This is a genomic window from Pedobacter steynii (genome assembly GCF_900103665.1).
GTDB classification, from domain to species: domain Bacteria; phylum Bacteroidota; class Bacteroidia; order Sphingobacteriales; family Sphingobacteriaceae; genus Pedobacter; species Pedobacter steynii.
Genome location: NZ_FNGY01000002.1, coordinates 414749 through 438240 on the forward strand (window position 1 = coordinate 414749; position 23492 = coordinate 438240).

Annotated in this window: 18 protein-coding genes; 14 read left to right on the forward strand and 4 right to left on the reverse strand. The window is 41.9% G+C overall.

The features are described from left to right. Window positions 1–8: 8 nt before the first annotated feature. Genes BLQ87_RS05970 through BLQ87_RS05985 form a run of 4 tightly spaced genes read left to right on the forward strand, consistent with a single transcriptional unit; the run spans window position 9 to window position 5161 of the window. Complete coding sequence (locus BLQ87_RS05970; RefSeq protein WP_074605233.1) at window positions 9–1085, forward strand: ATP-binding protein; 1077 nt, start codon at window positions 9–11, stop codon at window positions 1083–1085. 18 nt (window positions 1086–1103) lie between these two features. After that, on the forward strand, window positions 1104–3320 hold the full coding sequence (locus tag BLQ87_RS05975) for a DUF5682 family protein (protein WP_074605234.1): 2217 nt from the start codon (window positions 1104–1106) through the stop codon (window positions 3318–3320). Between the two features lie 4 nt (window positions 3321–3324). Further along, on the forward strand, window positions 3325–4470 hold the full coding sequence (locus BLQ87_RS05980; RefSeq protein ID WP_074605235.1) for a VWA domain-containing protein: 1146 nt from the start codon (window positions 3325–3327) through the stop codon (window positions 4468–4470). 16 nt (window positions 4471–4486) lie between these two features. Then, on the forward strand, window positions 4487–5161 hold the full coding sequence (locus tag BLQ87_RS05985) for a hypothetical protein (RefSeq protein ID WP_074605236.1): 675 nt from the start codon (window positions 4487–4489) through the stop codon (window positions 5159–5161). 46 nt (window positions 5162–5207) lie between these two features. On the opposite strand, the gene BLQ87_RS05990 is transcribed toward BLQ87_RS05985, so the two are convergent. The 3 genes from BLQ87_RS05990 to BLQ87_RS34235 form a co-directional block, all read right to left on the reverse strand. Beyond that, entirely contained in the window at window positions 5208–5867 is a 660-nt protein-coding gene (locus BLQ87_RS05990) for a hypothetical protein (RefSeq protein ID WP_074605237.1), read from the reverse strand. Between the two features lie 140 nt (window positions 5868–6007). Then, window positions 6008–6802: a phosphatase PAP2 family protein gene (locus BLQ87_RS05995; protein WP_074605238.1), complete on the reverse strand. Its 795-nt coding sequence runs from the start codon at window positions 6800–6802 to the stop codon at window positions 6008–6010. 88 nt (window positions 6803–6890) lie between these two features. Continuing rightward, window positions 6891–7226: a DUF6660 family protein gene (locus BLQ87_RS34235; protein WP_394331815.1), complete on the reverse strand. Its 336-nt coding sequence runs from the start codon at window positions 7224–7226 to the stop codon at window positions 6891–6893. 371 nt (window positions 7227–7597) lie between these two features. On the opposite strand from BLQ87_RS34235, the gene BLQ87_RS06000 reads away from it, so the two are divergent. The 10 genes from BLQ87_RS06000 to BLQ87_RS06045 all read left to right on the forward strand — a co-directional run bounded on the left by BLQ87_RS06000 (window position 7598) and on the right by BLQ87_RS06045 (window position 20902). Beyond that, window positions 7598–8149: an RNA polymerase sigma factor gene (locus BLQ87_RS06000; protein WP_074605239.1), complete on the forward strand. Its 552-nt coding sequence runs from the start codon at window positions 7598–7600 to the stop codon at window positions 8147–8149. A gap of 96 nt (window positions 8150–8245) precedes the next feature. Then, window positions 8246–9316, forward strand: a complete 1071-nt coding sequence (locus BLQ87_RS06005) for a FecR family protein (RefSeq protein WP_074605240.1) — start codon at window positions 8246–8248, stop codon at window positions 9314–9316. Window positions 9317–9365: 49 nt separating this feature from the next. Continuing rightward, window positions 9366–12731 carry a SusC/RagA family TonB-linked outer membrane protein gene (locus tag BLQ87_RS06010; RefSeq protein ID WP_245723802.1) on the forward strand — a complete coding sequence of 1122 codons (3366 nt, stop codon included), beginning with the start codon at window positions 9366–9368 and terminating at the stop codon, window positions 12729–12731. A gap of 119 nt (window positions 12732–12850) precedes the next feature. Next, window positions 12851–14479 (forward strand): SusD/RagB family nutrient-binding outer membrane lipoprotein, encoded by a 1629-nt coding sequence (locus BLQ87_RS06015; RefSeq protein ID WP_083361709.1) that lies wholly within the window; start codon window positions 12851–12853, stop codon window positions 14477–14479. Between the two features lie 166 nt (window positions 14480–14645). Continuing rightward, complete coding sequence (locus tag BLQ87_RS06020) at window positions 14646–15530, forward strand: alpha/beta hydrolase family protein (RefSeq protein WP_074605242.1); 885 nt, start codon at window positions 14646–14648, stop codon at window positions 15528–15530. A gap of 87 nt (window positions 15531–15617) precedes the next feature. Continuing rightward, the gene (locus tag BLQ87_RS06025) at window positions 15618–16238 is read left to right on the forward strand and encodes a hypothetical protein (RefSeq protein ID WP_074605243.1); all 621 of its coding nucleotides are present in this window, start codon (window positions 15618–15620) and stop codon (window positions 16236–16238) included. 150 nt (window positions 16239–16388) lie between these two features. Next, entirely contained in the window at window positions 16389–17507 is a 1119-nt protein-coding gene (locus tag BLQ87_RS06030) for a helix-turn-helix domain-containing protein (RefSeq protein ID WP_074605244.1), read from the forward strand. A gap of 72 nt (window positions 17508–17579) precedes the next feature. After that, entirely contained in the window at window positions 17580–18575 is a 996-nt protein-coding gene (locus BLQ87_RS06035) for an alpha/beta fold hydrolase (RefSeq protein ID WP_074605245.1), read from the forward strand. Window positions 18576–18597: 22 nt separating this feature from the next. Further along, on the forward strand, window positions 18598–19272 hold the full coding sequence (locus tag BLQ87_RS06040; protein ID WP_074605246.1) for a hypothetical protein: 675 nt from the start codon (window positions 18598–18600) through the stop codon (window positions 19270–19272). Window positions 19273–19510: 238 nt separating this feature from the next. After that, window positions 19511–20902 (forward strand): sulfatase, encoded by a 1392-nt coding sequence (locus tag BLQ87_RS06045; protein WP_074605247.1) that lies wholly within the window; start codon window positions 19511–19513, stop codon window positions 20900–20902. A gap of 51 nt (window positions 20903–20953) precedes the next feature. Here BLQ87_RS06045 and BLQ87_RS06050 read toward each other — a convergent pair whose 3' ends face one another. Further along, complete coding sequence (locus BLQ87_RS06050) at window positions 20954–23314, reverse strand: beta-galactosidase (RefSeq protein ID WP_074605248.1); 2361 nt, start codon at window positions 23312–23314, stop codon at window positions 20954–20956. Window positions 23315–23492 lie beyond the last annotated feature (178 nt).

The following is a 23492-nucleotide window of genomic DNA, read 5'->3' on the forward strand; positions in this document are numbered from 1 at the left end:
TATAAGATATGTCAGAGATATTACGTCAGCATGCCGAACAATTGTTTGCGCAGGAGCTGGAAGAATTGCAAAAACAAGATGGGCAGAAGCGCCCTGCAAACTGGAAGTTGTCACCTCAGTCCGTAGTTTCTTACCTGATTGGCGGGAAGCTTAAAAACGGTTTTGAAGTTTCCCCTAAATACATTGGGAAAAGGAGTTTGATGGAAATTGCGGTAGCTACGCTTACGACAGACCGTGCATTGTTGCTTTATGGTTTACCGGGAACGGCAAAGAGCTGGGTAAGTGAGCACCTGGCAGCGGCGATTAGTGGCGATTCTACGTTGGTGGTTCAGGGAACCGCAGGAACGAGCGAGGAGTCGGTCCGTTATGGATGGAATTATGCCCGTTTAATTGCGGAAGGACCATCTGCAGCAGCATTGGTAGAAACTCCGGTAATGAGAGGGATGAAAGAAGGGAAGATTGCCAGGATCGAAGAGCTGACCAGAATTGGTGCGGATGTACAAGATGCGCTAATCACGATTTTATCGGAAAAATCATTGCCGGTACCGGAACTGAATTTCGAAATTCAGGCGATTAAAGGTTTCAACATTATCGCAACTGCGAACAACCGTGATAAAGGGGTGAATGAACTTTCAGGTGCTTTAAAACGCCGTTTCAACACCGTAGTTCTACCATTACCTGCAACGATTGAAGAAGAAATAGACATTGTACGCAGAAGGGTGGAAAGCTTTGAAAAGATTATGGACCTGCCTGCTCAGCCGCCTGCATTACAGGAGATCCGCAGAATCGTTACGATTTTCAGAGAGCTTCGCGCAGGGGTTACGCTGGACAATAAAACGAAGATCAAAATCCCATCAGGAACATTAAGCACGGCTGAAGCGATTTCTGTGGTGAATAGTGGCCTTTCTATGGCGGCCTATTTTGGTGATGGGGAACTGAAAGCCGGAGACCTTGCTGCGAGTATCATTGGCTCGGTGATTAAAGATCCGGTTCAGGATAAAGTGATCTGGCAGGAATACCTGGAAACAGTAGTGAAACCAAGAGAAGAATGGAGTGACATTTACCGCGCTTGTCGTGATTTATAAACCTGATAACAACAAGGCATGGCAGTACATATTTTAGGAATCAGACATCATGGGCCGGGCTCTGCAAGCAGGGTGAAGTCCTTTTTGGAGGAGCTGAAACCTGATGTGGTATTGGTGGAAGGTCCGCCGGAAGCAGATGGGATGTTGCAATGGGTGGCGCATCAGGAATTGATTCCTCCTGTGGCATTACTTTGTTATCAGCCAGATGATCCACAGCAGTCGGTCTTTTATCCTTTTGCAGAATTCTCTCCGGAATGGCAGGCAATTAAATACGCCAATCAGCAGCACATTCATGTGCGTTTTATGGATTTGCCTGCGGGGATTCAATCTGCTTTAAAAGCCACGCATGAGGCTCCGGCGGAAACAGCAGAAATATCCGCAAAACCTTATAAAAATCCGCTTAGTTACCTCTCTGACGCTGCCGGATTTACCGATGAGGAAACCTGGTGGGAGCATACTTTCGAATACCGAAACAGTCATGAGGAGGTGTTTGAAGCGGTAGCAGAAGCGATGCAGGCTTTAAGGGAAACGATGCCGGAAAGAGAGAAACCTTTGGAGCAAATGCGCGAAGCGCACATGAGAAAAGTGATCAGGCAGGCAGAAAAGGAAATGTTCCATACCATCGCTGTGGTTTGCGGAGCATGGCATGTGCCTGCATTACTGGATAAAATTCCGCAAAAGCAGGACAATGAATTGCTGAAGAACCTACCTAAAGTAAAAACAGAATGCACCTGGATTCCATGGACGTTTAATCGTTTGAGTTTTTACAGTGGTTATGGCGCAGGAATCAATTCTCCGGGTTGGTACAACCATTTGTGGCATTATCCTGAAGACGATGGCACGAGGTGGATGGCCAATGTTGCCCAGATCTTCAGGGCGCAAAAGATGGATACTTCCGTCGCACATATCATCGAAGCCGTAAATCTGGCCAATTCCTTGGCATCTTTACGTGGATTGCCAAGAGTAGGACTGGAAGAACTGAATGAGGCTACAATCAGTGTGCTTTGTAACGGAGAAAGCATTTTGCTCAACCTGGTAAACGAAGAACTCACCGTAGGTCATGTGATCGGATCGGTTCCTTTGGACGTTCCTAAACCCCCTTTGCAGGTGGATATTGAAAAGTTGCAAAAGAAACTGAGGCTCCCGGCAACAGCAGATTTTAAAGATTATACCCTGGATCTCCGGAAGGAGCTGGACCTGGAAAGGAGTCTGTTTTTGCACAGGCTTATCATTCTGGGCATCCCATGGGGAACTTCACAATATGCTGCCGGTAAAGGAACTTTTAAAGAACAATGGCGCTTGCAATGGGATCCTGAATATTCAGTAGGGATTATCGAACGCGGAAATTTAGGCAATACGGTCTTAGCTGCGGCAAGTAAAAGTGTTTTGGATAAGGCAGAAGCTGCGGAGGACATCAAGGAGCTGAGTGCTTTGCTGGAACAAAGTATTCCGGCAGAACTACCCGAAGTGATAGGCCTGTTGCTGGATAAGCTGAATAACATGGCTGCGGCATCGGCCGATGTGATGGAGTTGATGGAAGTGATTCCAGGGCTGATTACCGTGGCAAGGTACGGCAATGTGCGTAAAACGGATAGTACGATCGTGCTGAGTATAATTAACAGCATGGTGACCAGGATCTGCATCAGTTTACCAAATGCCTGTGTGGCGATTGATGATGATGCTTCTTTAAAATTGCTGGAATTGTTTTTCCAGCTGAACGATGGGATCAGCCTGTTGCAGCAGGAAGATATCGGTATACAATGGGAAGCTACACTTAAGGTTATCGCGCAAAATAAGAACAGTTCAGCGGTTATTGCAGGGTACAGCACCCGATTACTCAATGATGGTAAACTGATTGAAGGAGAGGAGCTCTTACAGCTTTTCAGTTATGCGATGTCTTCAGCTACGGCACCGGTAATTGCGGCAGCATGGATAGAAGGTTTTTTAAAAGGAAGCGGCACTTTGTTGCTGTTGGATCAAAGCCTGTGGGCGGTGGTTGACAACTGGATATCGGGGCTATCGGAAGAAGCTTTTATGCAGGTCTTGCCATTGCTTAGGCGTACTTTTGCCAATTTCTCGGCTCCGGAGAGAAGAAAACTGGGCGAAAAAGTGAAGTCCGGCGGACAGGCGGGTGGATTAAACGCAATAATGGAAATGGGATTTGAAGAGCAAAGAGGGATTCTGGGCATCCCGGTAATGATGGAATTGTTTGGCTTAAAAATAAATAACAGCTAGAGGAATGGCAGTAGAAGAAGAACAACTCCGCAAGTGGCGGTTAATTTTGGGTTCGCATCAGCAGCAGGAAGGAACGGGAGCAACATTGAATGAGATCGATCTTCAGGTAGATCGGACACTGGAAGCACTTTATGATAGTGAAAAAACTGGTGGACTGGGTGCTTCTTCTCCAAATGTGAGCAGATGGCTGGGCGATATCCGTACTTTCTTTCCTTCATCGGTAGTGCAGGTAATGCAGCAGGATGCTTTAAAACGCCTCAACCTGACACAGATGCTGTTCGAAAAAGAGATGCTGGAAAACGTAGAGCCTGATGTTCATCTGGTCGCAACGCTGATGACGTTGAGCAGGGTTATTCCGGATAAGACAAAGGATACCGCCAGACAGGTGGTGAGAAAAGTGGTGGAGCAGCTGATGAAAAAGTTAGCGGAGCCAACGCGTCAGGCGATCTCGGGAAGCTTAAACAGAAGTGCCAGAAATACCAGGCCCCGTCACAATGAAATCAATTGGGGAGCTACCATCTTAAAGAACCTGAAACATTACCAGCCGGAATATAAAACGATCATCCCGGAAAACAGGGTTGGTTATGGGCATAAGCGTTCTTCGTTGAAAGATGTGGTGCTTTGCCTGGATCAGAGTGGCTCTATGGGCTCTTCGGTGGTCTATTCGGGGATTTTTGGCAGTGTAATGGCATCGATCCCGGCGATTAAGACGAAGATGGTGGTATTCGATACGGCAGTGGCCGATTTGACAGAAGAACTGGCCGATCCGGTGGATTTACTTTTTGGAGTTCAACTGGGGGGAGGTACGGACATTAATCTGGCTTTAACTTATTGTCAGCAGATCATTACCAAACCTGCAGATACGGTGCTGGTCCTGATTACGGACTTGTATGAAAGTGGAAATGCGAGTGAAATGCGTCTTCGGGCTACTGAACTGGTCGCCGCAGGTGTGCAATTAGTGGTTTTACTGGCCTTGAATGATGATGGTGCTCCTTCTTATGATCATCGCCATGCGCAGTTCTTAGCCAATATTGGTGTTCCTGTTTTCGCCTGTACGCCGGATAAATTTCCGGATTTAATGGGCGCAGCCCTGACCAAACAGGATATTGGTTTATGGGCAGCTAAAGAAGAATTGATGATAAAGAGATGATAAGTAAAGGATAATAATGACTAATTTACAGAAGATAAAACGACTTTATTCTTTGTCCGAAGAACAGAATTATGGTTTTTCAGATATCGAAATCGCTGAACTTGAAGTCAGGCTAAATGTGCAGCTTCCTGAAAAACTTAAAGACTATTACCTGACTTTAGGAAAGAACGAAGAGATTAACTATGTACACAACAGGCTCCTGAAACCAGATCAGGAAATCGGTTTTTCTGATGACCGTTACCTGGTCTTTTATGAAGAAAATCAGGTTGTAGCCTATTGGGGGATTAAAGAAGCTGATTTAAAGCTTCCAGATCCTCCGGTTTGGGGAAATTACGGTACAACTGAAGATCCGGATTGGGTCATGGAAGCTAAGACAACCGATGTTTTTTTCCTGCTTATGGCTGCTTACAACGGAACCCTGGGGGGATTGAAGTACAATGCAAATTCTTTTAGTCAAATTGATGGAACAGTTGTAGATTATATCAAAGAAAACTGGACGAAAGTGCCGGAAATAAGTTGGGAAAAGCAAAGCGTTTATACCGACGATTTTTACGAAGTTATCAGTCTTTGCTTTGATGAACAGCAAAATTGTACAGCTTTTTTTGTAGGAACGACTGACAGGGAGCGGTTTGATAAAATGTTAGACAACCTTAATGTAGATTGGTCTTATACCTCTGATGAGGAGGACTAAACGATAAAAGTAACGCCGTTGGGCACTTGCGCAACGGCGTTGGGAATTATTTCGAATAGTTATAGCTATATTCTCTAACCGCCAGTGTATCTCTCACACCCAGCGTTGATATACCTCTAACCTCAAATTCGTTTAGCGCTGACTCCAGCCACCAACTTTCCGTTCTTGGCGTATTGTCAAATTTTCTTAAATGACAGATATCTACCGCGCTCAGTTTAATCTCATCCTGATCACCATAAGCTACAAACTGTCTATTGTACACTGTTGTTCCATCAGTATTCGCCTGACCTAATCCTGTGAACTTAACAAACGGGGCAGCTATGATATTGATGTCGTTTTTTGGTATGTTCATCGTGGAATTTAACGTAAATAAAAACTGGTCACCATTCTTTTTAAAGGTATAGATACGGGGTGCCATTTTAAAGGTATTTTGATCTAAAAAGAAAGCAACAGGAACTTTCTCATTGAGGGTATGACTAAGGAAAATCATTCCGGTTGATATCGTTGCTTTGGCAATAATTGCCGGGTCTGTAATTTCCCCGTCCTTTGTATAAACCCTTATTCCACCTTTAAAGGTCAGACTCTTCAATCTTAAAGCCTGCGGTTGTGGTTCTTTCTTTTCCTCGATAGGTTTGTCTTTTTTACAGGCGGTAACTCCTGTAGTAATCATCAGTGCAAGTGATAATAGTTTAATTGATTTTTTCATTATTATGATTTTATTTGTGTGTGAGGTAAATGAAGTCATTTGTATCGGAATTTAAAGGAAAATGTGTCATGTAATTACGATTTATATTAACTTCTTTACAATTAGTTTTCTTGAACGTGAATGAGATGGTTACTAAAACGTTAAAACGTTTTGACCAATCCCAGGCCAAAAGTACCTTGGCTATAGGATGGCAAAATGAGGGCGTTGTTTTTGGATTTGTTAGAGAAAATCCGCTTGATTTTGGGGTATAGCCAATATGCAGCCTGAGTAGAAAACACACCAAGACCAGCTCCTGCGATGACATCGCTAAGCCAGTGTTTGTTATTGTACATTCTTAAATAGCCAACTGCAAAAGCGGCAGAATAACCGGAAACAGTATACCAGACAGAGACATCGCCGTACTCTTGCCGGAGAAATTCGGCGGAAGCAAAAGCCTCTGCGGCATGACCTGAAGGAAAAGCATTGGAAGTACCATCGGGACGGGTTACATCCGTTATTCTTTTAAGACTTTGAGCAGTCGTATTCAGGATGATGTTGGAGAGCAGGTAGACACCGCTTTGATCAGCCAGGCTATTTTTTCCTTTGATACCCAGTCCGTTTAAAGCAAAGACTGCTGCTCCGGGTGCAAATTGCAGATAGTCATCCAGCCTGAATTTGCGGTGAGGATGCTCGCTATAGAATTCACGTTTGGCTTGTTCATCGAGCTTCGTCAGGGCATTGTTGTTCAGTTTGACAAAGCCATAGGCCAGTGCCACTGTTGGAATGATCGTTGCTGATAAAGGGATTGTATTTTTGAAACCTTGTCCTGATAATTTTCTATGTTGGGCTAAGGTGTCTGTTTTGTTGGAAGAAAGCGGGGATACATCCTGACCAAATATAGTGGTCGTCCAGATGATCAATAGAACCGTCACTGCGTACGGGAAGTAATTTTTCATTTGTCAATAAGTTAATGTTAAGCAATAGAATAGCTGCTCAAAACCGATGGTATGAGTTCGTGATTCACCTTGTGCGATGAAAAAAGACTTAGGTTTTGAATTCGGTCTGGCTTAATTTAGGCGGTTGCCAAATGGAAAAATTTGCATGGGTAATGCTTGCTGAATAAGCAGCTGAATTTGTTTCTCGCTGTATATATGGTATACTCAAAGAGGTGACTTCATCTTTTATGATGGCCATAATACTGCAGCAGGAGCAAATACAAAAGGGAGGACAACCGTCTTTTAACGGCTCGTTCTGATCATGGATATCAGATTTGCTGATTACTGATTTTGCTGAAGATAAATTGCTCAATTGCCCGTCCTCACATGGCATGAAAGTCAGGCCAATGATAATTAACGACAATATGCAGGCTAACAGCTTCACAGGTTTTTGCTAAATATAGAAACACCATTTTATAGATGGGGTAATCTTGCAAAAGTTTATTCTATTATAGAAAACACTTAATTAATTCTTATCATCTTATCACGTAAGGCGTCATCCATATGTTGTAGGTGATTTGTCCGTTTACCGCGAAGGGGACGGGACGGTTGCCAGAGTTGCAACGATCATATGTTGACTGCATGTATTCCGCTTAATGCGTCCGGAAAGAATCCCAAGGGCACATAATCTGATCTAAGGACGATTTAAAATTAGTTACAGTTAAAATTAGTTGTAACTAATTTTTTACAAATAATTGATACTTTGAATTGCTTTGTCGTAATTTAAGACTCTTCAATCTAGGGGATTAGATTTCTATGAGTATTAATGAAAATAATTTGTGGTTAAGCTACAAAAATGGGAACGTTGATGCTTTATTTACGATCCATGAATTATTATATGCTGATTTATTTGAATACGGGCGAAATATAACTCTGGATCAGGAGCTTATAAAAGATACCATAAATCAGTTTTTTTTATACCTGTGGGACAAAAGAGAAAGTGTAAATGAGCCGAATAACCTAAAGAGTTATATTATTGTCTCCTTCAGGAGAAGATTACTCATGGAAATTAAGGAGAGTAAAAAGACAGATTCACTGGTAGATGGGGCCCTGTCATTATTTGTAGCTCCCTCTCCGGAAGATTTCTTAATCGCCGACCAATCAGATCTTGAGATGCGACTGAAGGTCAGAAAAGCCCTCGATAAATTGCCTAAGCGCCAGCGTGAATTAATTATATTAAAATACTACGAAGAGTTAAGCTATGAAGAAATCGGCTTGAAAACTTCACTTAGCATCCGGACAATTTATAATAAACTTTATGAGGCGATAAAATTCCTGAAGAAGGAAGTGTTATTTATACTGTTATGACCATTTATTGGGGGTAACCGGGAGCCTGAAAAAGAATTTAAAAAAAAGAGGGTAAAAATGTACCTGCTTCTACTCTATGTATAAAACAGAGTATACATGGAGTTTCAGGATTATCAAATTGAAGATTTCTTAACTGATGAATCTTTTTTAAATTATTGCGCAAAAACGAATGAAAATGATGTTCTTTTTTGGCAGAATTTTAAGCGCCTGCATCAGGATAAGATCAGCATAATTGAGGAAGCTGAAAAACTATTTGAAGTTATTCGAAAGGACGTAAAGAACAGCAAACAATATAAAAGGGAAACAGAGCAGTTCAAATTGCTGATACAGGATCATATCGCAAAAACAACACCTCGGAAACTTGGCGCTTTCCACCAAAAATATTCCTACCGTTATCCACTTTTAGTAGCAGCCAGCCTGATTCTGGTAATTGGGCTGTGGCTGTTTAATACCAGGCAAGCCAGCGAGCCGGCTGCTCAACAGCGGGTTTTGTTAAGCCAGAAAGCAAAAAAGGTAAAGGATATTTATGCTAAAAGGCAGCTGGTATTGCAGGATGGCAGCAGGGTAACGCTAAACTCAAACAGTACTTTAACGGTAGACAAAGATTTTAATGTTTCAAAAAGAATCGTTCGCTTAACCGGCGAGGCATTGTTTGAAATAGCTAAAAATCAGAATAAGCCATTTATCGTAAAATCAGGTAACATTTCTATCACTGCTTTAGGGACTTCATTTATGGTCCGACGTTATGCGCATGAAACTAAAATCAAAGTCCTGTTACTCACAGGTAAGGTTAAGGTAGAACGGTTAGGAGCCCGGCTCAGAGGTAAAAGAAACCGTGTTTATCTGACTCCGGGTTTGCAGGTGATCATCAACAACAATGACCTGGATAATGCCTTAAAAAAGCAGGATTTTGATAAAAAACAAGTCCTGATCTGGAAGAATGATGAGCTGATTTTTGATGATACGCCTTTCGATCAGGTGATTGCGAAACTGAGTGATTGGTATGGCGTAAACATTCAACTCGTGAATGAGCCTAAAGAAACCAAGCATTTTACCGGCGACTTTAAAAACAAAAGCCTGATTGATGTATTAGAAGTGCTTGGTTTTGCCCACCAGTTTAAATACTCCATTTATAACAATCAGATCAAGATTCAATTTAAACCATAAACAACCTTACCAACTAAAAACTATAACCAACCTAAATTTATCCAAAGCTATGAAACAAACCAGACCAAACTATTACCGTATTAAATCAGGGCCTAAGATATGGCTGATGATGTTACTGCTCTTAGCAAGTATCGGCGCAAAGTCCGAGCAAATCATTCGAATGGGCATTAGCGGAGCAAAAATTATCGAAACTTTTAACCGTATTGAATCGGTGACTGACTTTAAATTTGCTTACAACAGAGAGGATATCAATGCCAAAATCAGGTTAAATATCCCAGAAAAAGAAAGGACCCTAATCGAATTGTTAAATGAGGTCTCTGATCAGTCCAAATTGAATTTTAAAATAGTCGAGGGTATTATTGTCGCGTCTCCCCGTACTGCGAAGTTGTCCCTTTCCGAAATTAACAATGCCGATCCGATTGAAATAAAAGGAAAGGTTACCGACAGTAAAGGATTACCATTACCGGGAGCAACGATAAAGGTGGCGGGCACTAAAATTGGAACCGTAGCTGATGCAGCTGGAAATTTCACCATTAAAGCAGCTGCTGATGGCGCTTTATTGGTTTCTTATGCAGGGTATGCCAGCCAGCAAATTCAGGTGAATAACCGTAGTAACATTCAGATTTCACTTGTTGAGGACAGTAATGACTTAAATGAGGTGGTGGTTACGGCACTGGGTATAAAGCGTTCCGCAAAGTCACTTACTTATTCTTCTCAAACAGTTAAAGGAGATGAGTTGACCAAGGTGAAAGATGCAAACCCGATTAATTCCCTTACGGGTAAGGTTGCCGGTTTGCAAATCAACAAAAGTGCATCAGGAATCGGGGGCTCAGTTCGCATCACTTTAAGGGGAAATAAATCTACGCGCAACAACCAGCCTTTATATGTGATTGATGGTTTACCGATGATCAATACCGATGGTAGCGGGAGTGCAAATGCTTTCGGCGACAGCCCCGATAAAGGGGATATCCTAAGTACCATAAATCCTGATGATATTGAAAGCATTACGGTACTTAAAGGGGCATCTGCCTCTGCATTATATGGTAGCCAGGGCAGTAATGGCGCAATCCAGATTAATACGAAGAGAGGTCAGGCGGGCGGAACAAAAATTGATTTCACCAGTAACGTCACTTTTGATGAGGCAGCATATGGTCCGAAATTACAAAATTCCTATTTACAAACCGCCCCTGGTGCTACGCAAAGCTGGGGCGTCGAAGGGAGTTCTGAAGATATTGTTAAAGATTTCTTTAAGACAGGTAAAACCTGGATTAATTCCATTAGCCTAAGCGGAGGTAATGAAAAAGTACAAAACTATTTTTCTTACGCCAATACTAATAATAAAGGGATTTTACCTACCAATACCTTTAAGCAAAATACCCTTTCGTTTCGCAACACGACTAAGTTTTTTGATGCTTTAACTTTTGACGGTGGCTTAACATACAGCAACCAGGACATTCACAATCGTCCTGGGGCGGGTTTTTATTTTAGCCCCTTAGCCGGCCTTTACCTGTTCCCAAGAGGATTGAATTTTAATGATTATACCAATTACGAGGTACCTTATCCTGCACGTGCAATGATGCGTCAAAACTGGTGGAACATTAACGCGGAGACGGGACAGGTAGGTGATCAGGAACAACAAAACCCTTATTGGTCTTTGTTCCGCGACCCTACAGATCAAAACGCACAAAGCTTAATCGGCTCGGCGAAGTTAAGCTATGCCATAAACAGCTGGCTTAAACTGGATGTAAGAGGGACGATGAATAAATACTGGAATAAGTATAACCGTAATATTTACGCGACCACACAGGCGGTTGTTACGGGTGCACAAGATCCAAATGCTTCACCGGTACCTTATTTTGACAATGGTCGTTACAAATTGGAAGAAAGCTCGGGCACTGTACTTTATGGTGACCTTTTGTTGAGTGCATCAAAAAAAATAAACGACGATTTTTCAACCAATATTGTGGTGGGTACCTCAATAAATGATGTGAAAGAAAAAGGCTTTAATGTGGATGCTTCTTTCCTGACCATACCTAATGTTTTTCAATTGGGTAATATTTTGCAAAAAGCGCCTGCCAGTGGTTTTAGCATTGCAGAAACCGCCAAACGCCGTCAGGTACAATCGGTATTCACTTCAGCAAATATTGGCTATAAAGAATCATTGTTTTTAGACCTTACTGCCCGTAACGACTGGTCTTCTACTTTAGCTTTTACACCAACGGTTAAGAAAGGATATTTCTATTATTCAGCGGGTGTAAATGCGATCTTGTCTGAACTGTTTACTTTACCTAAAGGCATTGATTATGCTAAACTCAGGGCTTCCTATGCTGAGGTAGGTAATGATGTGGATATGTTCGCGACCAATCCGGTCAACACCATTAATGGAGGTAATTTCGTAGCGAATGCTTCCGGACCATACCAGAATATTCCTTTAAAACCAGAAACGAGTAAATCGTACGAGATTGGAACCGAATGGCGGTTTTTAGACAATCGGCTAAGTTTTGACCTGACCTGGTATAAAACAAATACCATTAATCAATACCTTAAAATTACAGTGCCTGCCGGCTTCCTTAATCCAACTGCCTTTATTAATGCAGGGAATGTACAAAATAGTGGTATAGAACTTTCACTGGGTTACGATGTCCTGAAAACAGAGGATATCAGCTGGAACACTTCTTTTAATTATACCGCTAACAAGAACAAAATCCTGGAATTGGCACCAACACTGGGCGATAGGTATCCTTTGGGTGATGGTAATAATATTTTGCGCTTAAATGGTTCTTTTGGCGATTTATGGGGTAAGACTTTTTTACGTGATGCCTCGGGTAGAATTGTAGTTTCGGCAGATGGCACACCTCAGGGAGGACCTGATGGTTATTTGGGGAACAGCAATCCTAAATATATGATCGGCTGGAATAACAACATAAAAATCAAAAACTTTAACATTGGGTTTATGATTGATGGTCGTTTCGGCGGACAAATGATTAGTGTAACACAAGGTTACCTGAATTCTTATGGTGTAAGTCAGGTGTCTGCCGACGCACGTAAGGACGGCGGAGTTGATGTTCCTGCTGTTTTAGCAAATGGTACTGCTTTTTCCGGCAAACTTCCGGCCCGTCAGTATTATCAGGCGGTAGGCAACAGGGATGGTATTTTGGAAGGATTAGTTTATAGTGCAACCAATATCCGGTTAAGGGAAATGTCCGTATCCTATAAACTGCCGGTAAAACTGAAAGGCATAAATAATGTAAATATTGGGGTGGTTGGCCGTAATTTGTTCTTTTTCAAGAATAATGCACCTTCCGATCCTGATTTGAGCAATACTACCGCAACGAATGGAACCGGCCAGGGTTATGATGCCTATGGTTTACCTGGAACACGTAGCTATGGTTTTAACCTTAAGTGCTCGTTTTAACGCTATTTAATCAGCTTAGAAATTATTATATGAAACCATCATGATCTTACAGATCACATAACGAAATGAACATAAAGATCATGATCGCTTCATAACCGCTAAACAAAAAATATATACTGATGAAAAATCAAAGAAAATATACGATAGCAACGATCTTATGCCTGGGAATTTTTATCCTGAGCGGTTGCACAAAAAAGTTCGAAGAATTTAACACCAATACCTCCGCAATTACGGATGAACAGGCCAGTACGGATGGAACTTTACAGGTGCTGTTGTTACAACAGGCACAGAAAGCAATTATCTATAACAACGTAGGCGATTACCAGGTTGCAGAGAACCTGAGTTCTTCGGCATTTGGAGGTTATTTTACCCCACCTACGCCATTTCGTTCTAACTCAAACAACATCAATTACGACCTGGTTCCCGGATGGAACAATGCCTCCTGGCGATTGATTTATCCTAACCTGATGAATCCTTTAACTAAAATAGAAAGTACGACTAAGGGCAATGCCAGTCTGAGTGGTATTTATGCAATGAATAAGGTGTTAAGGGTTGAGGGCATGCACCGCATCAGCGATCTTTTTGGTCCGATTATTTACACCCAGTACAATAAGGCGAATACTGAAGGTGGTGTGGATTATGATACGCAGGAACAGGCTTATAATGCTTTTTTTGCTGATTTAGAGGAGGCAAAAAATGCCCTGGTACCATTGGTAACCGCCAATACCCCAAAATCGCCGATTATGGTAAGAGCAGATCTTGCTTATGGTGGCAGTTATGCGAAATGGTTGAAGTTTGCCAATACCTTACGTCTGCGCCTGGCATTGAGAATCTCAAAAGTAAACCCAACATTGGCTAAACAACAGGGTGAGAAAGCATTGGATCCTGCGAATGGTGGCATTATCAGCACGAATGATGAAAGTTTTATTGTTCAGTTGGGGGCGCCACATATATTGAATACGATAAATGCCAGTTGGAATGATACGAGGATGGCTGCACCTATAGAAACCTATCTTGGGGGGTTCAATGACCCACGCCTTGGTAAATATTTTCTGCCGGCTATAGATCCTACAGTGGCAGGTCAGTTTAAAGGGATTCGTGAAGGTGTGGATATTATTTCTGCCGATACCTACAAAAACTACTCTGCATTGGCTACTGTTCCTCCTGCTGCACAATTGTTAACAGCTGCAGAGGCCTGGTTTTTGAAATCTGAAGCGGCTTTAAAAGGATGGGCAAATGCAGGAACAGCTAAAGATAATTATGAAACGGGGATACTAAGGTCGTTCGATCAGTACGGATTGGCTGCAAATGCAACAGCTTATATCAATGATGCACTGAGTATTCCGAAACAATATATCGATCCTAAAGCACTTACACCTGGGATAAATGATGTAAAAACCGGTTCGCCTTATTTGAGTACCATCACCATTAAATGGGATGAGGCTGCTTCTGAAAGTAAAAAACTGGAACGTATCATTACCCAAAAATGGATTGCCATATTCCCGGATGGGGCTGAAGCCTGGTCGGAGTATAGAAGAACGGGCTTTCCTATACTTTTTCCTATTGTAATTAATAAAAGCGGTGGGGTTATACCGACGGTCATTCCAGGCACCATAAATACGGGGGTAAGAAGACTACCTTTTGCCAATGTGGAGTTTGACAATAATAGCGCGGCCGTTAAAAGAGCTGTTGCGATGTTAGGCGGCCCTGATAATGGGGCAACAAGATTATGGTGGGATAAACCATAAACCAGATCACAAATTAATATTCAGCGTAAAAGCCGTTTCTCCTTTTTCGGGGAACGGCTTTTATGTTTTTTTTAAACAGGTATCATCGCATCAAAATTATAGCGCTCAATAAACCTGGTGATGCGCTGCTGTGCCTTTTTCTTAGTTCTTCCTCAGGATAAATATTATGGAGAATTCTTATAACTTTATCACATCAGGTAGGATCATAGCTATGGATATTGAGCAAATAAAAACAGAAAAGGGACATTTCATTACTGCAAATATTTTTGAAGCGAAAGGAAGCCGGATCGTATTGCTGATCTCCTCTGCAACAGGCGTCAGGCAATCTTATTACAAGAGATTTTCGGAATACATTTCCGCCACTGGGATAACGGTAATCACGTTCGACTATTCAGGAATTGGTCATTCTCTAAAAGGTTCGATCAGGGAAAATAAAAGCCAGGCATCTGATTGGGGGAAAATAGACCTGGAGGCAGTGATTCAGTATGTAAAAGAACACTATCCGGAATCAAAAATTCATATTTTGGGGCATAGTATCGGCGGACAACTTATTGGTCAGTCAAAATCTGCCGTTGATGCCAGTAAAATTATCCTTGTGGCTGCTCAAACGGGATATTGGAAATTCTGGACTGGTTTCAGAAGGTATAGAATGTGGGCCAACTGGAATATTGTTTTTCCTGTATTGGTTTATACGTTTGGCTATATGCCTTCGAAGAAATTAACGGGTATGGAGAACCTGCCTAAGCATGTGGCCAGACAATGGTGCAAATGGTGTATGGACCCGAATTATCTTTTTGGGAGTATCCCTGAAGCAGATTTGTATTTTGAGAGGATAACCGCGTCATTAACCTCCATAAGTATAGACGATGATACGTTTGCACCTATACAAAATGTAGATTGGTTAACGAAGCAATATAGTGGGGCAGAAGTTAAAAGGATACATCTCATGCCGCGCGATTTTAGTATGGAGCGAATAGGACATTTCGGCATCTTTCAGGAGCCATCGAGAGCCCGTATTTGGGAGATTTTGTTAAGAGAAATCGAAAGATAACAGGTAATCTGGTTGGTACGCAAATAGGTTACGCAACAGCGCTGTACGTTTGGAAAATAAACAAATGATTAAAACAGAACTGTAGGTATGAACAACATTGACAAGGCGGGTCAGGAAAACCGGACATTTAACAATTCGGCCGTGAGTACAATCGATTGGTGGAAAGGGTTAAATCACAATTGGAAAAAGAATCTTTTAGCAAATCTGGATTTTAGCAGTCTTTTTGGTAAAGACTATTGTATTATATTCAATGTCATACGGGGTCCGGGAATATATTCAGCCTATTGTGCTGCATTTAATGAAAGGATTAGAAAAAGATTAGATGAATTTATAGTTACCGAAGAAATCGTAGATGAGATTCTAAATTTAAAATGTCTTGTCCTGGGAAGTAGTGGATTGAAGGATGCCTACCCTTTAAATCGATTTCTGAACCTTCGCGTCCTTTGTATTACAGACTATTTTAATGTAGAATTATTTGTGCAGGCTCCGAAAATGGAGCGGTTGAAGGTTTTGTACATAGGGTATTATGTGCACAAATTCAAAGGAATTTCAAATTGGAGCTCACTGGAGCATGTTTGTTATTATCTTAGTTTTCAGAGTATTGGTGAGGAGGAGCTGAGTCTCTGCAAGAATTTTAAATTGATACATAATGGGGAATCTCCGGATCCTTATATTCCATTAGACCCTGTTTTTTTTAATGTCGACTGAGTGATGGAATAGAAATGAACATTTTTAATGACATTTGTTTATCTGGCATCCGGAATTTTGTAGTTTCGCGGACCGGGAGCTTTACAGGTAGTACATCTGATCTATGTTTAAAGAAAATGCAGAGCTGATCAAAATAAACCATACCACATTATGCTGCATTTAACAGGTATCATCATCTCTCTTTTTCTTTCCATTATCCTTTTTACAAAAAAGGGAAAATCACAGGCTGATGTAATCCTTGCCATCTGGCTGTTCTTTATTGGTTTTCACCTGTCCGTATTCTACATTCACATTAGCGGTCAATATCTTAAATTCCCTTACTTTCTTGGTTTTGAAATTCCCCTGCCATTAATCCATGGGCCATTTTTGTATTTGTACACCAGATCTTTAACCAGTCAAAATAGCAGAAGAGTACACTGGGGAGTTCATTTTTTGCCGTTTATTCTGGCGATAGGGCTGTTATTTAAGTTCTTCCTTTTTTCTTTCGACAAGAAGATCGAGGTGTATATAGAGGCGGGTGCTGGTTTTGAAAATATATTGAGGTGTATCTACCTGGTGACGTTGTTGTCGGGAGTGGTATATGTTATTTTTTCATTGTCTTTGCTGAAAAAATATTCCGCTTATATTTCTGATCAGTTTTCTGATCTGGAAAGGATCAACCTAAACTGGTTAAGGTACTTAATACTGGGAATCGGAGTAATCTGGATATCTGTGTTTTTTGGTAATGACATTTCTACCTTTACCATAATTGATCTTTTTATCCTGTTCATTGGTTATTTTGGAGTAAAGCAAGTAGGAGTTTTTACGAATAATAACGTCAGCAGCCAGACGATTGGCGGTGGGAATGCGGATGAGATGGTTGTTGATAAAGTCGTAGAAAGAATCAAGTACCAAAGGTCTACTGCCGATGAGACCTTATTGTTAAAAATTCATCAGGATCTCCTGGCTTTAATGCAACAGGAGAAATTGTATAAGGATCCGGAACTGAATTTAAATGAATTGGCACAAAGGCTAAATGTTAATCCAAATACTTTGTCGCAGGTAATTAACTCCATTGAAAACAAAAACTTTTTCGACTATATCAATGAACAGCGGGTTGCCGAATTTTTAGCAATCGTAGCCTTGCCTGAAAACAGCAGGTTCACTTTGCTGTCTTTAGCTTTTGAAGTGGGCTTTAATTCCAAGACCTCATTTAACAGGAATTTTAAAAGTACAACAGGGCAGACCCCAACCGCCTATTTAAGGGAACAAAAAATACAGTTGAAATAAGTACCAACTTACCCTTTGGTACGATGGGGCGCTATGTTTAGGTCATTTTTGCAGCATTATAAAACTCAAAAAATGTATCGAAACAAATTACTTTCCTTCATCGTTCTCCTCCCCATCTTTGTCTTTTCCTGTAAAAAGGAGATGAGCATTGATGCGCCCGGAAACTTAGTTCCAAAAACAGCAGACCAAAATTCCAGTCTTCCTTCCATTGTAATCAATGGGGCAAAACTACATGCCGAAACTTTTGGAGATCCCAACGACCCGATTATTTTCATTTTACATGGCGGCCCCGCAGCAGATTACCGATACCTGCTCAACTGTAAGGAACTTGCAGAAAACGGATATTTTGTGGTGTTTTATGATCAGCGTGGAACAGGCTTATCGCAACGGTTTCCACGTTCGTATTACACAGGCATCCAGACCTCTTTTGATGACCTGAATGGCGTAATTGCACATTACAGGAAATCAGCAGCACAGAAAATTTTCTTATTAGGGCACTCCTGGGGTGCGATGCTGGTCGGCGCTTATATCAATCAATACCCCAATGCCGTAAATGGAGCCGTGCTGGCGGAACCTGGCGGCTTAAAATGGAAGGATGTCGACGACTATGTAAAGCGATCCCGTAAGATGGACATTACCGGCGAGGCCTTAAATAATGCGACCTATATGGATCAGTTTCTGACCGGTAAAGAAGATGAACATACCATTTTAGACTATAAGTATAAATTGCTGGCCTCAACTGGCGACGAAAATGAGAATGTCGGTAATGAGGGGTCCTTACCTTTCTGGCGCTCTGGTTTTGTGTTGCAGGATGTCTACTTCGACATTATTAAAAAAGAGAACTCCGATTGGACTACCCATTTAAACCAGTTTAAAACAAAGATCTTGTTTGTTTATAGTGAGCGAAATAAAGCTTACGGTTTAACCCATGCAGAAAAAGTATCCTCGGCCTTTCCAAATGTTCAGTTATTTGAGACCAAAGGCGCGGGGCACGATATGCTCTCTTTTTCAACCGGTTGGAATAACAGCCGCCCAATAATTCTTAACTATTTCAACGCTTTAAAATAAGCCCCTCAAAGAAAATATTCAAATGAAACATAAAATTGTCATCATTATAACGGTGTTGTTGTGCACTTTTTGTAATTATTGCCATGCGCAAAGTATAAACTGGGCGGGATTAAAAGAGGAAGACCGTCACTTGTTAAACCTAAATGTGGGGATAGATTATGGCGTGATTTACGGCATTGGCTACGGCTATCACCTCAAATCAAAATTGCCGGTAGTATTAAATGCTGAATTTTCAATACCATCAGGAAACAAGTTTTTCGATGATTTTAAGACTAAAATCGGGGCACATGTGAAATTGCTTGAAGTTAGTAATATCGCAGTTAGCCTAAATGTTAACGGTGTTTTCAGGCGATATGAGAATACCCTGGTCAGGCTTTCAAATTTTGGCGCTACGGCAAATGTTATCATTGGTTATTATGGACCAAAATGGTATGTAAACGGAGAGTTTGGTTTTGATAAGGCGATTGTTACGCATTTTAAGCATAAAGATGCCTACAAAAGCAATTTTCCTGAAGTTAAAGATGGTTGGTATGAACCTTCAACGGGCGGTAACGTCCAGTGTGGGATGCAGGTTGGTTATTCATTTAATAATAGCGATGTCTATTTAAAAGGAGGGAAAACTATTGCACAGGATTTTAAAACATCGCCCACGATCCCGGTCTATATACAGTTAGGCTACAACCTTAAGCTGAAGTAAGGTAATTCAGGCCGTTGAATATTTCCTCAGTGGCCTGAATTGTATCCCGGCGTTCTTATGTTTTGTGGTAAATATCAAGACCTAAAGATGCACCATCGTTTAAACTTGTTTAAAGAGTTCCGGGGCTTCTCATTGCAGAATTGAAAACTGCTTTTAGTTAAGCAGGGATTTATTATCTTGGTTGGACCAGAACAGTGCATTTAATCTAATTTGCCTGCTGGATGATATTGAACCAGTTATGAAACTAAGCTTAAAAATTGCTGTTATTTTATGTTTTACGCTAAATCTGGCTTTAGCACAAAATAAACGTCCCAATATTCTAATCATTCTTGTTGATGATATGGGCTGGCGTGATGTCGGATTTATGGGCTCCCAGTTTTATGAAACACCGGTAATCGACTCATTGGTCCGGCAGGGAATGGTGTTTACGAATGGTTATGCTTCGGCAGCTAATTGTGCGCCAAGTCGCGCTTGCTTAATGTCTGGAAAATGGATGCCCCGACATGGAATATATACTGTCGGGAACTCGGATAGGGGAAAGAGTGCAGACCGGAAATTAGTCCCGGTTGCAAATACCCTGACACTTGATCCTAAGTTTAAAACATTGGCACAATCCTTAAAGGAAAATGGTTATCATACCTGTCTGGCAGGGAAGTGGCACCTGAGTGATGATCCTACCCAATATGGTTTTGATATGAATATCGGTGGTTCACATGCAGGTAGTCCGGCGAGTTATTATCCACCCTATAAAAATATAAAACTGCAAGGTCCGGAGAATAGATATCTCACTGATTTGGTGATGGATAAAACCATCGATTATGTTAAAAATGCCGTGGAAGATCAGCCTTTTTTCTTGTATTATGCCAGCTACGCAGTACATACGCCTATACAAAAGGTCGATAGCCTGATGTACAGATTTGAAAACAAGAAAGCCTGGCAGGGGCAATCGAATAAAGCGTATGCTACTATGGTGAGTAATGAAGATCATAATATTGGACGCTTGTTAACGGCATTAAAAGCCAAAGGAGTATTGGACAATACCTTTATCATTTTTACATCAGACAATGGGGGACTTAATCAGGTTACCTTTCAACATCCGCTACGTGCCGGTAAAGGAAGTTATTTTGAAGGTGGTATCAGGGTGCCTACTGCTTTTATATGGAAAGGAAAGGTTAAAGCGGGAACACATTCTGATTTGCCGGTAACGAATCTGGACTTTTACCCAACCTTAATGGAAGTCGCAAAGGCAACTACAACGGAAAAGCTGGATGGTCATAGCCTGTATCGGTATTTACAAACCCAAAAGCGGGAAGCGGTTTTGGTGGACAGGCCCTTGTACTGGTATTTTCCGATTTACCTGGAAGGCGGGAATCAGGAAAGCAATGACCCTGTTTTTAGGACCAGGCCCGGAGAAGCACTGCGTAAAGGGAACTGGAAGTTACACCATTATTTTGAAGACAATTCATTGCAGTTGTATAACCTGAAAGATGATGTTGGAGAGCGGAATAATGTCGCGGAAAAGTTTCCACAGAAAACAAAAGAATTGCTGGAATTACTGAAGCAGTTAGACCAGAAAACGAAAGCTCCTGTGGTTACAGAACTTAATCCGGGATATAAGGGAGATAAGTAGAGGGGGTTTAAAAAAGGAAGCAGCTTTATGCTGCTTCCCATGTCTTCAAATTTACAACCCTTTAAACGGTTTGCCAGACAGGTAAAGTTTGAAATCTTTAATCCTTCCGGTTTCCATATCCTGGCGCGGCAATACTTTAACTCCGCTAATGCTGGTCTGTACGCCCAAATCAATAACCAGTTGATGGGGGTGTTTCGGGCTGTTGTCTTTCCACTGGCTATGCCAGATACTGGTATACTGAAGATCGAACACATTCTCCGACTTGCCATCTTCGCTGTTCAGTTCTTCACTGTCTACATATACTACTTTCCATAAATTCCTTGGAATTTGTTTGCCATTTGCGTCCAGCAATTCCAACTCTGCCACTGCGGTAAAGGGATTGTCTGCAAAGTTGTTCAAGGCTTCCAGGGCCAGATATCTGCCGCTCTTTACCGGAAAACTAAAGTTTTGCCATTTGGCAGAATTCTCCATTGTTCCGCTATAGATCAGACTAGCTGAATTGTTGCCAAACTGTTGTCCGGCTTTACGGTGATTGCTGCTCAGTGCTTTCACCTGGGTAAGGCTATCCAGGATTGGATTTTCCAGGCCCTGCAAACGCGGGGCAACCGGACGGTGAAGGTCCAGGACCACTACTTCGTTTTTTCCCGCATTTAACCATACCCCTGGAACATACATGGTTTGGGTTGGGCCAATATTCCAGTAACGACCGAGGCAATGTCCATTGATCCAGACTACGCCTTTTTTAAACCAGCGCATATCCAGGTAAAAATCATTATTGTTTTTCGCGGTAAAGCTGCCTTTATAAAAAGCAGGTTCATTGAGTTCGCCTGCCGTTCCGATGTTTTGATATTTGAATGCCGGATTGCCTTCTCCCAATGGGATCGAGTAATGTTTCCATCCTTTTAGCTGCAATTTAGAGGCATTGGTAATGCGGAAAGCCTCGCCTTGCAGTCCCTTACGGTCGTGCATGTAATCCCCGTAGTTCACACGGCCCATGGCCTCCACCACGATACGAAGCCTGGTGTTTTTGGATAGGGCAGGGATGGCGATGCTATGCTCATTTTTCATTCTGTTTAATACACCAATGAGTTTCTGATCCAGGAAAACTTCCGCATAATCATGGACTCCGGTAAAATCGATTGTGCTTTTTGCACCGGCAGCTAAAGTCGTTTCATAAGCCATCATGCCATAGCCCTGTCCCAGATCTTCCATAAATAAGGTGGTATCAGAAATAATGGGCTTAGCCAGTTGGGGTAGGATTGGGGCTACCATGGTAAGGTTAAACGGAGCGATCTTTTGTACCGGAATTGCGGCAGGTACATCCGGCAGAACTTCACCAGGCTGAAGGTGTTTTTTGAGCATGTCCCGCAAAGCATAGAATTTAGGATTGGCAGATCCGTTTTCGCTGATCGGTGCATCGTAATCATAGCTGGATGTTTCGGGTAAATAAGGCTGACAATTGGCGCCTGCCCATAAACCGAAAGTGGTTCCTCCATGAATCATGTAAATGCTGAAGGAGGCTTTTTGTTCCAGCATCCAGTTGAGTTCTTTGACCATCCTGTCGCTGGGACCGGTATGGTGTGGATTGCCCCAGGAATCAAACCATCCGGGGTAATATTCGCCACACATTAAAGGTCCCTGAGGTTGCACTTCGCGCAGCGCCTTAAAGCCTGCTTCCGGATTGCTTCCGAAATTGACTACTGCAAAAAGGTCTTTTTGGACATCTTCTTTTAACTGGACAACCCCGTCACAGGTGAAAAGGGGAACGTCAAATTTGGCTTCTTTCAGGTAATCTCTGAGCTTCAGCAGATAGGCTTTATCGTTGCCGTAGCTTCCGTATTCGTTCTCTACCTGTACCATCAGGATCGGGCCACCATGCGTAATTTGCAATGGGCTTAACACACGTCCGACTTCTTTTATATATTGACGGCTTCGCGCTAAATAATAGGGGTCCTGAGTCCGCAGTTTGATGTCTTTCTTTTGCAATAGCCACCATGGGAAACCGCCAAATTCCCATTCTGCACAGGAATAGGGGCCTGGACGCAGGATGACATACAAGCCTTCCTCTTGTGCTATTTTACAGAATTCGGCAGCATCTGCCTGCCCTTCCCAATTGAATTTTCCGGGAGTAGTTTCGTGGAAATTCCAAAACAGGTATGCGCAGACGGTATTTAAACCAACAGCTTTGACCATTTTTAGGCGCTGTCTCCAATAAGCTTTTGGGATTCTTGCAAAATGCAGTTCACCGCAACGAATAACATAAGGTTTACCATTTAAGATAAAGGATTCTGTACTGATCTTAAAAGGTGCATCTGCATTTTGCGGTGCGAATGCATCTTGTTGTGCAAATGCAGATGGGACATAAGATCCGGACAGGATCAAAAATAATAAACCAATTAGCTGCTTCTTCATAAAGTTAATTTGATAAAAAACATGAACGTTTACCACAATGCTAAGCAAAAAAAGAAGAATTAAAATAATGAAAAATCACACAAACGATTGCGTAATATCATACAATCGATTGTGTGATTTTTACAGCGGTTAAGGGCTTGGCAGGCCAGCTTTTTTACAGCAGATTTTAACTAGTTTA